The 14616-nt window shown below is 70.5% G+C and carries 10 protein-coding genes; 2 read left to right on the top strand and 8 right to left on the bottom strand.

Annotated elements, in window-relative coordinates; genetic code table 11:
- Nucleotides 1–156: 156 nt before the first annotated feature.
- Nucleotides 157–1170, top strand: coding sequence for an SEC-C domain-containing protein (locus ABD901_RS06395; protein WP_345122240.1), 1014 nt, complete (start codon nucleotides 157–159; stop codon nucleotides 1168–1170).
- 167 nt (nucleotides 1171–1337) lie between these two features.
- Here the strand turns inward: ABD901_RS06395 and ABD901_RS06390 are convergent, their stop codons facing one another.
- The 7 genes from ABD901_RS06390 to ABD901_RS06360 form a co-directional block, all read right to left on the bottom strand.
- Nucleotides 1338–2363, bottom strand: a complete 1026-nt coding sequence (locus ABD901_RS06390) for a phosphotransferase family protein (protein WP_345122238.1) — start codon at nucleotides 2361–2363, stop codon at nucleotides 1338–1340.
- Nucleotides 2360–3778: an SDR family NAD(P)-dependent oxidoreductase gene (locus tag ABD901_RS06385; protein WP_345122236.1), complete on the bottom strand. Its 1419-nt coding sequence runs from the start codon at nucleotides 3776–3778 to the stop codon at nucleotides 2360–2362. The genes ABD901_RS06390 and ABD901_RS06385 overlap by 4 nt, the downstream gene beginning before the upstream one ends.
- Before the next feature lie 11 nt (nucleotides 3779–3789).
- Entirely contained in the window at nucleotides 3790–5766 is a 1977-nt protein-coding gene (locus tag ABD901_RS06380; protein ID WP_345122234.1) for an acetoacetate--CoA ligase, read from the bottom strand.
- A 2-nt stretch (nucleotides 5767–5768) separates the two neighbouring features.
- Nucleotides 5769–6974, bottom strand: a complete 1206-nt coding sequence (locus ABD901_RS06375) for a sugar ABC transporter permease (protein ID WP_345122232.1) — start codon at nucleotides 6972–6974, stop codon at nucleotides 5769–5771.
- 13 nt (nucleotides 6975–6987) lie between these two features.
- Complete coding sequence (locus tag ABD901_RS06370; RefSeq protein ID WP_345122230.1) at nucleotides 6988–7764, bottom strand: ATP-binding cassette domain-containing protein; 777 nt, start codon at nucleotides 7762–7764, stop codon at nucleotides 6988–6990.
- 57 nt (nucleotides 7765–7821) lie between these two features.
- Complete coding sequence (locus tag ABD901_RS06365) at nucleotides 7822–8964, bottom strand: substrate-binding domain-containing protein (RefSeq protein ID WP_345122228.1); 1143 nt, start codon at nucleotides 8962–8964, stop codon at nucleotides 7822–7824.
- A 108-nt stretch (nucleotides 8965–9072) separates the two neighbouring features.
- A complete protein-coding gene (locus tag ABD901_RS06360) occupies nucleotides 9073–10845 on the bottom strand; it encodes an NAD(P)-binding domain-containing protein (RefSeq protein ID WP_345122227.1) in 1773 nt (590 codons plus the stop codon).
- Nucleotides 10846–11003: 158 nt separating this feature from the next.
- Here ABD901_RS06360 and ABD901_RS06355 point away from each other — a divergent pair, with 158 nt between their 5' ends.
- Nucleotides 11004–12197, top strand: coding sequence for an acyl-CoA dehydrogenase family protein (locus tag ABD901_RS06355; protein ID WP_345122226.1), 1194 nt, complete (start codon nucleotides 11004–11006; stop codon nucleotides 12195–12197).
- Between the two features lie 64 nt (nucleotides 12198–12261).
- Here ABD901_RS06355 and ABD901_RS06350 read toward each other — a convergent pair whose 3' ends face one another.
- Nucleotides 12262–14403 (bottom strand): FAD-dependent oxidoreductase, encoded by a 2142-nt coding sequence (locus tag ABD901_RS06350; RefSeq protein ID WP_345122225.1) that lies wholly within the window; start codon nucleotides 14401–14403, stop codon nucleotides 12262–12264.
- Nucleotides 14404–14616: the final 213 nt, after the last annotated feature.

Below are 14616 nucleotides of genomic sequence, written 5' to 3'. Positions count from 1 at the left end.
TCATCGGCGTACCGTGTCGAGAGACAGGACAACGCCCGGTACGAAGATCCACCGGTCCTCGACCGCTGGCACCGGTTTGCGGAGGCCCGGGGTCGGACCGGGAAGTGAGACTCAGATCAACAGCCGCAGGTGAACCGGTCGCAGTAGCGTGGCGGTGTGCCAACACATACTGCTCTGACCAGCGCGGATCTTCGTGAGATCCGGCAATCCGCCCTCGGCGCTGCCGATCCTCTCGGCATCGCGGCCGAGCTGGCCGACGCTGTGGATGCCGGGCGACTGACCGACGAGAACGACGCTGGGTTCGCCCTCATGCTGGCCGCCGAGATCGCCGAGAGCCGGACGAAGCTCGATGCTGCCCTCCGATACGTGGAGCGGGCCGTCAACACGTACGCGACGCGGGACGACAGCGAGGTCGGCGCTGCCCGGGCGTTGCGGGCCCGGATCCTGTTCCGGTCCGGCCGCGAGGACGAGGCGATGGCCGAACTCGAACCCCTGCGCCCGCTACTCACTCGGTATCCCGATGCGGCGGCGTACCTCGGCGCCGCCCTGGCCGTCGGCGGGCGCAACCAGGTCGCCGAGGAATGGCTGACCGAGGCGGTGCGGGTCGCGCTTGCCGAACGCGCCGCCTCCACGGAGCAGTCCGCCGAGCCGGTCAGCGCGGAGGACGCCGGTCTCCTCTTCTTCCTGCTGCAGCAGCGGCACCGGATCCGTCACGCCATCGGCCGGCCGCACGACGCACACGACAACCTCGCCGAGCGGCTGGAGAGCAAGCTGGCCCGCGCCGGCGCCTCCGCGGCCGCTGAGTCGGCCGACGACCTGCTGTTCTGGCCGCACGCCGAGTTCGACAGCATGGTGGTGCAGTGGCCGGCTCTGTCCCAGTCGTACGGCGGGACCTGGGACCAGCACCGCGCCCGCCTGGAGCGCGAACTGGTCCGGTTGGCCGGCACCGGCCGCACCGGCCTGACCCTGCTCCCCGGCTCGGTCGCCGGCCTGATCGGGTACGCCGGACGCGACGGCGAGCCGGCCGATCCGAAGACCCGGGCCAGCTACGCCCGCCAGCTGGCCGCCGGCTCAAGACAGATCAACTGGCCGCCCGAGCGCAACGAGCCGTGCTGGTGCGGGTCCGGGAGCAAATACAAGAAGTGCTGTCTGCCGCGATCGCGCGGCTGATCCAGGTCGGAGATCGCCCTGGACGGGCAGCGCCCGTTGCCGCACGATTCGCCCCCGTTGCTCACCTGCAGCCGGCCCGCGGGAAGAGGACAGAGGCAGCTCTGCCGCTGGGTGGGGCTGTCTGTGCGGTAGTCGAACCGGCCGGCTTGCGAACGACGAACACCGGCCTATGACGTCGGCAGTTGCCGCAGGCCGGCCGCGAGGAGCGCGGGAACGGCCTGCTCGGCCGACGCCGAGGTCGTATCGGCCACCGCGCCCCGCCGCGCGCGGTAGCTGATCCCCTGCGCGATGACGGCAAGCTTGAAGTTGGCAAGGGCCAGGTAGAACGGCCAGTGGTCCAGGTCGACACCGCGCCGGCGGGCGTACGCCTCGGCGATCGCGTCACCATCAGGCAGCCGATCGCTCGCCCACGCTGCGTCAAACCCGAGGATCGAATCGAGCTGCGGTTGACGGTAGACGCACATGAGCGCGATGTCCGTCTGGACGTCGCCGACGGTGGCGAGCTCCCAGTCGACCACCGCGAGCACCTTGGTGATGTCCGAGCCGTCCAGCAACGCGTTGTCGATCCGGTAGTCCCCGTGGACCACGCCGATGTGCCCCGACCCGCTCGGCAGCGCGGCGAGCAGGTTTGCGTGCAGGCGCGTCGCGTCGGCGAGGTCCTGGCTCTTGACCTCGTTCCACTGTCGCCACCACAGGCGGACCTGGCGCCCGAGGAAACCGTCGGGCCTGCCCATGCCGTCGAGTCCGACCTCGGCGACGTCGACGGAGTGCAGGTCCGCCAGGACCCGCACGAGCTCCGTGACGCAGGACTCGAGCTCGCGGGACGTGTAGGCGTCCAGCTGCGCGCGGCTGCGCACGACCTGGCCCGATACGAAGCCCGTGACCGCGAAGGGCGCGCCGATGACCGCCGGGTCCTCGCACAGGGCGACCGCCGGAGCAACCGGGACGGCGCTGTACTGCAGGGCCTGGGTGACCCGCCATTCCCGCGCGACGTCGTGCGCCGACTGGGTGAGACCGGACATCGGCGGCCGCCGGACGACCCAGCGGTGCGTGCCGTCCGTGACGACGTACGTGAGGTTGGACTTTCCGCCGCTGACCAGCTCGCTGGTCAGCGGTCCGGTCGCGTGGACGCCCTGGCGCTCGAGGAACCTGGCCACACTGCGGACGTCGAGGACGGACGGGTCGGGACTCATGCCTGGTATCCCGTTGTCCCGGCCCGGCTGAGCACGATCTCGTTGATCACGCTGCGCGGCGACAGGTCGAGCAGCCCGGTCACCGTGGCGACGACGTCGTCCACCGGGATCATCGACTCGGGCGGCACCGCATCGCGCACCCACGCGCTCATGTCGGTGTCGACGTACCCGGGCGCGATCGCCGTCGCGGTGACGCCACCGGCCGACTCCTCGGCGTTGAGCCCGCGGCACAGGGCCAGCAGGGCCGCCTTCGCGGCCCCGTAGACGGCGAGTGACGGTTCGGCGTACACCCCGCCGATCGACGCCAGGGCGATGACCCTCGCTCCGCTGGACGGACGCCGCTGCGCCGCGGCACGCAGCAGCGGCAGCGCTTGGCTGATCATGAGGAAGGGGGCGCGTGTGTTCAGCGCGAACTGCTTCTCGTACCGCGATACCGGATATCCGTCCAGCGGCGCGGCCGAGCCGACGCCCGCCGAAAGCACGAGGGCGTCCAGGCTGTCGTGCCGCGCGGCGTGCGCGGCGACGACCGCTGCGGGCCCGTCCGGTGTGGCGAGGTCGACGTCGATGTAGTCCACCTGCGCCGCTCCGGCCGCCTCGGCCTCGGCCGCCACGGCGGCCAGGCGGTTCGGATCGCGAGCCGCGAGGGTCAGCCGCCATCCACGCGCGGCGAGCGCGAGCGCGATGCCGCGTCCGATGCCGCGGGACGCGCCGGTGACGATCGCGGACCGCGCCGGCTCATGATCGGTCGCCGCCGACCGTCCGACCGAGGGTTCGGTGGTGGTCGTCATCGAGGCTGTCTCGCCAGAGCCTCCTTCGCCGATCCCGACGATCGACCGCGCGATCGTCAGGTAGCGATCGAGGAGCGCTTCGACCGGCAGTGTGCCGTCCGGCCGGTACCACGACGCGACGCCTACGCACAGCGACACAATCGCCCGGCTCGCATGCTCCGGATACGGCGTCGAGAACTCGCCGTTGCGCACACCTTCGAGGATCACCCGGTCGAGCATGCGTTGCTGCTCGTCCCGTTTGGCGACGTAGCGCTCCCGGTTGCCCGGCTCGAGGCTGCGCAGCTCGGCCGTCGACACCATGGCGCCCGTGCGCCGGTACATGTGGAATCGCAGCAGCGACTCGACCAGCGCGTCGAACCGCGAGCGGGCGTCGTGGGACGCGCTCTCCAGCGCCTGGCGGCTGCGGGTCAGCAGCTCGTCGATGACGACCATCATGAGGTCGACGAGGATGTCCTGCTTGGACGGGTAGTAGTGGTAGACGCCGGGCACGGACAGGCCGGAGCGGCGCGCCAGGTCACGCGTGGTCGTGCCGTGGTAGCCGTGTTCGTGGAACGCCTGCAGGGCGGCGTCGAGAATGCGCGGGGACTCGAAGGGCCCGTATTCCCGCCAGTTGGAGTCGGCAGACATCGGCTCGGTCGTCACCTCGCCCGCCTCGAGCGTGCGGAGCTGATGAGCATGTCGAGAGCCTCCGGGTTGTCGACGGCACCGCGGTTGACCACGCGGTCCGCGTCGGCGCCTTGCAGGATGCGTTTGACCGGGACCTCAAGCCGCTTGCCGGTCTTCGTGTGCGGCAGTTGTGTCACCAGGATCACCTCGTCCGGCACGTGCCGGGGCGAGGCCCGTTCGGCGATGCGCCGGCGGATCCGGCTGACGAGGCCGGCCGGGTCGTGATCGCCGTGCGGTACGACGAAGAGCGGCATCCAGTATCCGCCGCCCGGTTCCTCGACGCCCACGACGAGAGCGTCCTCGACCTGCGGCATGCCGCTGAGGGCCTCGTAGATCTCCGCCGAGCCCAGCCGCACGCCGTGTCTGTTGATCGTCGCGTCCGAGCGCCCGTAGATCACGACGGTGCCACGCTCCGTGATCGCGGTGAGGTCCCCGTGGCGCCACACGCCGGGGAACATGTCGAAGTACGTGTCCCGCAGCAGCCGGCCGTCGGGGTCGTCCCAGAAATGCAGCGGCATCGACGGCATCGGCTCGGTGATCACCATCTCTCCCGGTGTGCCGGCCGGGACCTCCTCGCCCTCGGCGTTCCAGACCTGGACGGCCGCGCCCAGTGCGGGGGCGCTGATCTCACCGTCGTACACCGGGGTCGTGGGTGCGCCGGCGACGAAGATCCCGACGATGTCCGTGCCTCCACTCATCGATGCGAGCTGAACGTTCGCGCTGACATGCTCACGGAACCACGTGTTGGCGGTGCCGGGCAGCACCGATCCGGTCACGCCGACGAGCCGCAGCGCCGAGAGGTCGAGGTCCTTGCCCGGCTCGAGGCCCGCCCGCTGGGAGGCTTCGAGATAGCCCGGGCTCGTGCCGAACACGGTGACGCCGAGATCGGCGACCAGCCGCCACAATGCATCGGGCCCGGGCGATGTCGGCCGCCCATCGTACAGCACGATGGTCGCGCCGTGGAGCAGCCCGCAGACCTGGGCGTTCCACATCATCCAGTTGGGCGTGGTGAACCAGAAGAACACGTCGCGGCCGCTCAGGTCCATGTGCAGGCCCGGCGACACCAGCTGCTCCAGCAGCACTCCCCCGTGCCCGTGCACGATTCCCTTGGGTTTGCCGGTCGTACCCGACGTGAACAGGACCCAGAGCGGATGGTCGAACCCCACGACCACACCGATCGGATCGGGCTCGGCGGCGAGCGCGTCCGCCCAGGTGCTGACGCCGGGACCGGCGGCGTGGCCGGCGACCCCCGCGGTCTCAACGGTGATCGTGTGCCGCAGCCCGGGAAGCAGGTCGCGCAGGTCGCGCACGTCACCGCGGCGGTCGTGCACCTTTCCACCGAACCGGTAGCCCGAGCCGGCGATGAGCACCCGGGGTGACAACTGCGCCATCCGGTCCGCGGCCGATGGCGCCGCGTAGTCGAGGCCCGTCTGCGCCCACACCGCACCGACCATCGCGGTCGCCACGAACGCGACGACCCCTTCGATGCAGTTCGGCAGGTACGCGGCGACGCGGTCGCCCGGTTCGACGCCGAGGGCGCGCAGGCGGCCGGCCACGGCGGCGGCCTGCGTGCGCAGCGCGGCGTACGTGATCGAGGACCGCTCGCCGTTCTCCGCGACCAGGATCACGGATTCCTGGTCGTCGTCGCCGGCGCGCAGCAGATGCTGTCCGAAGTTGAGCGTGCCGCCGGGGAACCAGACCGCGCCCGGCATCCGGCGTTCGGCGAGCGCGCTACGCGGCCGGGTGGACCATTCGACGTCGAAGAAGTCGGCGACCGCCGCCCAGAACTCCCCGGGATGGGCAGCCGACCAGGCGTGCAGCGCGCGGTAGTCGGTCACGTCGTCGAGGCTCGCGCGGCCCTGCGTGTCGAGCCAGGTCGCGAACCGCACGATCCGGCTCTCCCGGACCCGTGCCGGGTCCGGCCGCCAGCTCGGTTCGATGGCAGTCATGGTCAGCGCCGCCTGGGCAGGAGGGACCCGCGGGCGAGGACCACGTCGATGGCGACGGCGACGATGAGGACGGACCCTGTCGCGAAGTACTGCACCTCTGTCGACAGACCCAGCAGCTGGACGCCGTTGTTGATCGACCCGATGACCAGGGCGCCGAGCAGTGCCGACCAGATCGAACCGCGCCCGCCGAAGAGGCTGGTGCCGCCCACGACGGCCGCCGCGATCGCGTTCAGCATCAGCGGACCGGAACCGGAGGTCACCGATACGCCCAGCTGGCGGGACGCGTCGACCATTCCTGCGACGGCCGCACACACCCCGAGCACCAGGAACGAGTAGAGCACCATGCGGCGGACCGGGATGCCGGCACGCTGGGCCGCCTCACGGTCGCCACCCACCGCGTACAGGTGGATGCCGTAGCGGGTCTGTGTCGTGGCGTACCACGCGATCAGCAGCATCGCCGTGAGGATCAGCAGCGGCAACGGCAGCCCTCGCTGCTGCGTCAGCGTGAAGACTCCGCCGAAGAGGACGGCGGCGACGATCACGCAGGGCAGGACGACCGCGGCCACCGAGGCCGACGCGCCCGTGGACAGCCGCTCCCGGTGCTGGAACAGCCGGTACGCCACGAACGCGACCGTCCCGGCCGCGGCCAGAGCGTAGCTCGAACCCGCCGGTATCGTCGTACTCGCGATCTCGGCGAACGGCGTGCCGGCGACGCTGACCGTGAACTCGGGCGGCAGCACGACCAGGATGAGTCCCTGAAGGATGACCATCCCGCCCAGGGTCACGATGAGCGACGGTATGCCGAACATGATCACCTGGGCCTCGACGAACGTGACGGCCATGCCGGCGACCACCCCGGCCGCGATGCCGACCGGCAGCGGCAGGCCGCTGTTGACGGTCAGCCCGGCGGCCACCGCGGCGCAGACCCCGGACAGCACGGCGGAGGACAGGTCGATCTCGCCGACGAGCAGGACGAAGACCACGCCGAGGGCGAGAATCGCGGTCGTCACGATCTGCAGGGTGAGGTTGGTGAGGTTCTGGAAGCTGAGGTACGCCGAGTTCTGGCTGTAGAAGACGGTCCAGATGATCGCCAGGACGACGAGCACCGGGATGCTCCGGTGCGCGCGGGCCGCCGACTCGATCGCCCGGCCGACCGAGGTACGGCGGGCCGCCGGCGCGCCGGCCGCGGGGGATGTCGAGATGCTCACAGGTCTTCCGTCCTCAATCGTTCGTCGACTCGTCCGCGCCGGTCATCGCGCTGACCAGGTCGGACGGTGTGTAGGCGCCGCGGCGGAACTCGGCGACCTTGGAGCCGAGCCGCAGGACCACGACCCGGTCGGCGACCTGCCGCACGTCCTTCATGTCGTGTGAGATCACGACCACGCCCCGCCCCTGCTCGCGAAGGCGGTGGATCAGGTCGAGCACCTCACCGCGTTGTGAGACGCCGAGGGCCGCGGTCGGCTCGTCGAGGATCACCACGGCGGGGTCGCTGATGAGCGCGCGGCAGATCGCGATGCCCTGACGCTGGCCGCCCGAGAGCGCGACGACCGGGGTCGTGAGCGAGCGGAGCTTGACCGAGAGCGACGCGAGCACACGCTGGGCCTGCTCCTCCATGAGGTGGCGACGGACCCGCCGCCCGGACCACACCGGGCCGCAGTGCTCCTGCCCCAGGAAGAGGTTCTGCACGGCGTCGAGGTTGTCGCACAACGACAGGTCCTGGAACACCGTACGGATCCCGGCCTCCGCCGCGGCCCGCGGCGACTCCAGGCGCGCGGTCTCGCCGCGCACCCGGATCTCGCCCGTGTCCGGGGACTCCACTCCGGACACGATCTTGACCAACGTGGACTTTCCGGCGCCGTTGTCGCCGACGAGGGCGACGACCTCGCCCCCGTACACCGACATGTCGACCTCGTGCAGGGCCCGTACCCCACCGAAGTACTTCGAGACCTTCGTAAGCTCGAGCAGGATAGGCAGCTGTGGTTCGCTGTCCACGGTCATGGTTTCCTCCGCGGGGCGGCCGGCGGCTGCCGGCCGCGCCCTGCCGATGGGATTGGGCTACTTGTTCTTGGTCTTGCAGGTCTCGGTCTGCGCGGCCGGGCCCGTGCAGATCTGCTGCCACGTGAACATGCCGAGGTCGACGGCCTGCTGCACCGCGTCACCGGGGTCCTTGCCCTCTTCGAGGTGAATGAGCGTCGCGTCGAGCTTGGCCGTGGGCACCTTCATCGCACCGTTGTCGATGGTGTCCTTGACGAGGTCGGCCGGGGGCTGCTGGCCACCGATCGCCGCGATCGTGATCTTCGCCGCCGCCTCCGCCTCGACCTTGAACGCCTTGAGCACGTTGTCCTGCTGGTCGCCGGTGAGCATGTACTGCAGGCCGGTCAGCTCGGGGTTCTGGCCGCCGTACACGGGAATCTTGAGGTTCTTGCCCTTGAGAGCGGCGATGATGCCCGCTGTGATGCCGTCGTAGAACCCCAGGAACGCGCCGACGCTGTTCTGCGTCTTGGTGAGGCACTGCTCGGTGGCCTTGGTGGCGTTGTCCGGCGCCCAGTCCTTGATGTAGTCCTCGCAGACCACCGTGATGTCGCCGCTCTTGATGAGCGGGTCGAGGACGTTGTTCTGCCCGGCGAGCATCTGGGTCGTGTACACGTCGCCCTTGTTGCCGTACTGGCGGGCGACCTTGACCGGCCTGGCGCCGAGCTTGCCGCTGGCAACCTGCTCGGCGAAGTACTTGGCCTGCTGCGCGCCGACCTTCTCCGGGTCGAAGACCACCTGGCTGTACAGCGTGCCCTTGATCGGCGGGTTCTCGTACCCGATGACCGGGACCTTCGCCTGCGCGGCGGCCTGGAGCAGCCCGGCACTGGTGTTCGGGTCGGCCGCGACGACGACCAGCGCCTTGGCGCCGGCGGCGATCGCCGCATTGGCCTGTGCGAGCTGCTGGCTGGAGTCGCCTCCCGCGTTGACGAACTTGACGTCGATGCTGGGATTTAGCGCCCTGATCGCCTTCTCGAACGCCGGACCGTCCTGCTGGATGTAGCGGGTCGGCGTGGTGTTGGGTGCCATGAAGTAGACGAGCTTGGACTGCGAACCGCTGTTGCCGGAGCCGGGGTCGTTCGAGCCACAGGCTGCGGCAAGAAGGATGCTGGCGCATGCCCCTCCGGCGATGACCGCCCGGAGGATCGCGCCATGGGTGCGCTTCATGGGTACTCCTTGGGGTTGCGGGGTGTGGGTCGGGCGGAGCCGGTGGGTGCGTGCGGCATCGGGGCGGCCCGAACGATGTCGGGCCACCCTCCGCCGGCGTCGTGCCCGTCAGGGCGTCTGCAGTCCCGCGTGCTTCGCGGTGATCTGCAGAGCGAGGTGCTTGGAGTAGATGCGGACCCAGGCGAGCGGTCCGCCCATGTACCAGAACGCCGGATGGCCCGTGCGCCGGTAGAGCCCGCCGATCTCGCCGTCCTCGCCGATGCCGAGGACGAGCGGAAGCCGGTCGGCGACCTCGTCGCCGAAGAGCCGGCGGGCCGTCTCGCGCATGTTCTTGTAGCCGGTGGCGAGCACGACGAGATCGGCCTGCAGGGTCCGGCCGTCCTCGAGGCGGATGCCCTCGGGCGTGAACTCCGCGAGCCCGGAGCCCTGCGCGAGCTTGATCTTGCCGTCGGCGATGAGCTGCGAGCAGCCCACGTTGATGTAGTAGCCGCCGCCGTACGCCAGCGCGTAGCCCATCAGCCCGGTGCCGTCGGGCCCGTCGTTGCGCTTGAAGCCGACCGCGTCGAGCGCGGCGAGCAGCTCCGCGTCCTTCTTCGCGGTCTCCTTGACGCCTTCCTTGGCCATCTCGAGGACGAGCGGCCACGGTGTGCCGCTGGCCAGCAGGTCGGCGTACTTGGTCGGAGGGCCGCCCTCGACGAAGTTGCTGCCGAAGATCGCCGGGATGCCGTGCTCCTGGCTGATGATGTGGGTCGACGAGCGCTGCACCAGCGTGACGTCCGCGCCGGCCTCGTAGAGGTCCTGCGCGATGTCGTGGCCGCTGTTGCAGGCGCCGACGACGACGGCCTTCTTCCCGGCCCAGCTCTGGGCCGAACCGTGCCGGCTCGAGTGGTAGCTCGTGCCCGCGAACCGGTCGCGCCCCGCGACGGCGGGAACGTTCGGCTCGCCGGCGGCGCCCGTCGCGAGGATGACGTCGCGCGGGTGCAGCTCCCGCTCCCCCTCCGGCGTACGCACGCGCAGCGTCCACCGCCCGGTCGCCTCGTCGTAGGCGCTCGAGGTCATCTCGGCCGACGTCCAGACGTTGAGCTCCATCGCCGAGGCGTACGACTCGAACCAGTCGGCGATCTTGTCCTTGGGGCAGTAGACCGGCCATGAGTCGGGATAGGGCATGTAGGGAAGGTTGTCGGCCCACACCGGGTCGTGCAGGACCAGCGAGTGGTAGCGCTTGCGCCACCCGTCGCCGACCCGTTCGCTCTTCTCGAGGATCAGCGTGTCGACGCCCATGAGCCCCAGGTTCGCGGCGACGGTCAGGCCGCCCTGACCGGCCCCGATGACGACCACGTCCGGGTCGGAGCCGGCGTAGCGCACGTGCTCCTGCCGCTTCTGGAGCCAGTTGCGCCCGCCGCTGTCGGCGGGGTTGTGCCGCGGCCCCCTGGACCGGTGCGGGCCGATCGCCCGCTCGTGGTCGCGCAGGTCGTCGAGCTCGGTCAGCACGGTCCAGGCGACCCACTCGCCGTCCTCCCGGAGGAGCCGGACGGCCCCCCGTCCGAAGCCGAGCGGGGTCTCGAAGGTGATGAAGCCTTCGACGATCTCGCCGTCGCCCTGGTACCGCGGACCGAACTCGGTGGTCATCCGGATGTTCGCGAACGAATCCGGCGCGAGGTGGTCGCCGAGCATCGTCGCGACCTTGTCCCGGCCGCGGTAGGTGCCCAGGTCCCAGGTGAGCGCCAGCAGGTCGCGCCACCAGCAGTCGCCGGCGAGCAGCGCGGTGGTTCCCGCAACGTCGGCGGCCTGGAGTGCTGCCGTGAACCGGTCCAGCCACGCGGCGAACGTGGCTTCTGCCGTGACCTCGGCCGCGATCGCCTGGTGTGTCTCCGTCGCCATTGACGCGCCCTTCCGTCCGTAGCATCTTGTTACAGTCCGAGCGCTCGCTCGGTAGCCACAGAGTCTGGACTTCGGACACGTGACGAGCAACACCTTCGCGAAACTTTCTTGTAACGAAGATCGCTTCGAGGTCCACGACCACCGACAGTGAGGTGCCCATGACCAGCCGAGCCGACGACCTCGTCGCGCGCACCCGAGCCTTCATCGACGCCCACGTGATCCCGGTCGAGGACGAGTCCGACGGCGACGTCGCGGCCGCCGGCGGCGAGCAGCTCCGCCTCCAGCTGCAGCAACGGGCGCGCGCCGAAGGCGTCTTCGCACCGCACGCGCCGCGGGAGTTCGGCGGCCTCGGTCTGGGGATGGAGCAGCGTGCGCCGGTCTTCGAGGCGGCCGGGCGGTCGCTGTTCGGCCCGATGGCCCTGAACATCAACGCTCCCGACGAAGGCAACCTCCACCTGCTCGACCGTGTCGCGGCCGGGGCACAACGCGAGCGCTACCTCGCACCCCTGGCCCGCGGCGAACAACGCTCGGCGTTCGCGATGACCGAGCCACCGCCCGGCGCCGGATCGGACCCGAACGCGCTACGGACGCTCGCCCGGCGCGACGGCGACGGGTGGGTGATCAACGGCCGCAAGAAGTTCATCACCGGTGCTGACGGGGCCGGCTTCTTCATCGTCATGGCCAGGACCAGCGGGGAGCCGGACTCCCCCGGCGGCGCCACGATGTTCCTCGTGCCGGCGGGACGCGACGGGATCCGCATCACGGGGCATGTGACCACGATGGACAAGTCGATGCTCGGCGGGCACTGCGAGCTCGAGCTGACGGACGTCCGGGTCGACCCGCAGGACGTGCTCGGCGCGGTGGACGAAGGGTTCCACTACGCCCAGGTCCGGCTCGGCCCGGCGCGCCTGACGCATGTGATGCGCTGGCTCGGTGCGGCGCAGCGCGCCCACGAATCGGCGGTCGCGTACGTCAGCGAACGCTCCGCCTTCGGCGGCCCATTGGCCCGGCACGGCATGGTCGAGCTCATGATCGCCGACAACGAGCTCGACCTCGCCGCCACTCGCTCGCTGCTGCTCACCGCCTGCCGGGTCCTCGACGCCGGCGGTTCGGGGCGCGAGGAGACGTCGCTGGCCAAGGTCTTCGGGGCCGAGGCCGTGCATCGTGTCGCGGACCGCGCGGTGCAGATGTGCGGCGGCGCCGGCGTCTCCGCCGACCTGCCGATCGCCCGTATCGCCCGCGAGATCAGGCCGTTCCGGATCTACGACGGCCCCTCGGAGGTCCACCGCATGTCGCTCGCCCGACGTGCCGTGCGCAGGTACGGCCGGCGCACGCCGGGGACGTCGGGCTGAGCGCCGAGACGGCCTCGGCATCTTCGACCACGACCGCGAACTCCCGGTCATCCGCCTCACGCGCTCACAGCGGCAGACTGCTGTAGGCGTGGTCGAGCTCGTGCTGCCCGTGCCCGCGGGCAGCCACGTACCCGTCGGGTCGCACCAGCACCCAACCGTCGTGGTCCAGCCCGAGGGTGTCGGCGGCGGGCCGGTCGACCGGGCAGCCGCGCGCCAGGCGCGGCAGCTCGGGTGGTGCCGCGCCGTCGGCCGCCGTGCGTGCGGTCGAGGTGACGAGCAGCCAGGCCGGATCGCGCAACGCCTCGAAAAGTTTCCTCCAGCCGGCGGTGTCGGCCTCGGGGTGACGGATCTGCACCAGGCGCTGCCCCGCAGCGGGTCCGGGCCGCAGGGTGTCGGTGTCCGGGACCGTCAGCAGGCTGGTCGGGTAGGCGATACCGAGGCCGGACATCGAACCGAACAGAGCCTGGTTGAGTGCCTCGAAGATCGGGGGCCAGGCGTTGACGATCTCGAACATGGCGGGCAGGTACTCGTCGATGACGGCGTTGCGCAGCTCGACGAGCTGGGTTGCCATCCGGGTCGACCTCAGCAGGGCCTTCGCGATCGGCACCCGCTCGGCGCTGTAGGTGTCCAGCAGCCGGGCGGGTGCCCGGTCGTTAATCACCGCGGCGAGTTTCCAGGCCAGGTTGAAGGCGTCCTGCACTCCGGTGTTCAGGCCCTGCCCGCTGGCCGGGCTGTGCACGTGGGCGGCGTCGCCGGCCAGGAAGCAGCGCCCGGACTGCATGGTGGGCGCCGCGCGCTGCTGGATGGTGAACACCGATACCCACGTCGGGTGCGCGACGTGCGCCGGGTTCCCCAGACCGCGGCTGAGCTTGCGCGTGAAACGCTCGGCGACGGCGGCATCGTCGCCGACGTAGTCGACGTCCACGGTGTCCAGCAACCGCCAGCGCCGGTCACCGACCAGCGGAAACAGCATCATGGACGTGCCATCGGCCCGAATCCACCGGATCCGGTCGCGCTCGACCGGCCGATCGAAGGTGATCTCGGCGTCGGCGACCAGCCACGTTTCCGTGGACTCGCCCTTGAGCACCAACCCGAGCTGGTCGCGCACCGTGCTGTGCCCGCCGTCGCAGCCGACCAGCCACGGCACCGACACCTCCTCGGTAGCGCCGTCGCGCTCCAGCGTCGCGCGCACACCCCCGGAGTCCTGCGCGACGGCGACGAGCCGTACGCCCCACTGCACCTGGCCGCCGAGCCGTTCGACCGCCGTGCGCAGCAACCCCTCGGTGATGACCTGATCGAGCAGCAGCATCTTGTCGAACCGGGTGGGGTACCCGACGAAGTGGGCGTCCATGGAGGCCAGTTGCCGGCCGTCGGCGTCGAAGGCGGTTCCCCTGCCCTGCACCGCGCGAGCGTTGAACTCCTCGTAGAGCCCGGCCTGGTCCAGCACCTCCATGGTGCGCGGATGGATGACGGCGGCCCGGCTCGTGGTCGCCGGGCCGGGCGCAGCGTCGACCACCCGCACCGAGATCCCGCGGCGCAGCAGCTCGTGTGCGGCCATCAGCCCGACCGGACCGGCACCGACAACCAGCGCATCCGCCTCGAGCGCACCGGACGAGGACGGCTCCGCTCTCGTCGTTTCCGGCCGCGGTAGGACCGCGAGCTCGCGGATGATGAACGCCCGGAACTCCTCCATGAACTTGCGCAGGAACCGTTCCGTGCCGGCGTCGGTGACCTCACCGGCGTCGGTGATCAGGCCGGGCTTGAACTGGATGTACCCCTCCGGGGCGCTCATCTGCGGGGAGTTGCAGTAGCTGAGCACGCCGCGCAGGCTCTGCTGGGCGAGGGCCGTCCGGATCGTGCCCGGGGACGCGCCGATCGCGGCGGACGGCTTGTGCGCGAACGAGTTGTCCCCCCACGGGCGGCTCGCCCAGTCGATGGCGTTCTTCAGGCCGCCCGGGAGGGAGCGGTTGTACTCCGGGGTCACGAACAGCACCGCGTCCACGGCGGCGATGGCGTCCTTGAGCGCCCTGCCTGCGGCCGGGTAGTCGGCGTCGTAGTCGTAGCTGTACAGCGGCAGATCCTTGATCGGGATCTCCACGAACTCCAGATCCGGCGGGGCCAGGCGAATCAGCGCCTTGGACAGCGTGCGGTTGATCGAGGCGGTGGCGAGGCTGCCGACGAAGTAGCCCACCTTGTACCTGGTCATGTCGGCCCACCCTCCTGCTCGGCCGAGCGGTCCCAGCCCACAAGCTGCCCGTTCCCGGCGGGCTCACCCATGACATCCCAAGATCACTCGACCGCCCGGTTGCGAAGCGCAACTCGGCAAGCGGCTAGTGCGGTGACCGCAAGCGTTGGCCGGGTTGGTGTCGGCCAGACTATTTCGTACCTGTGTGCTAAACCGCGGGTATGCCTCGTCGCT

The organism is Dactylosporangium darangshiense (assembly GCF_039537565.1).
Classification (GTDB): domain Bacteria; phylum Actinomycetota; class Actinomycetes; order Mycobacteriales; family Micromonosporaceae; genus Dactylosporangium; species Dactylosporangium darangshiense.
The sequence above is the reverse complement of the archived record's forward strand: the minus strand, read 5'-3'. Positions and strand labels throughout refer to the sequence as shown.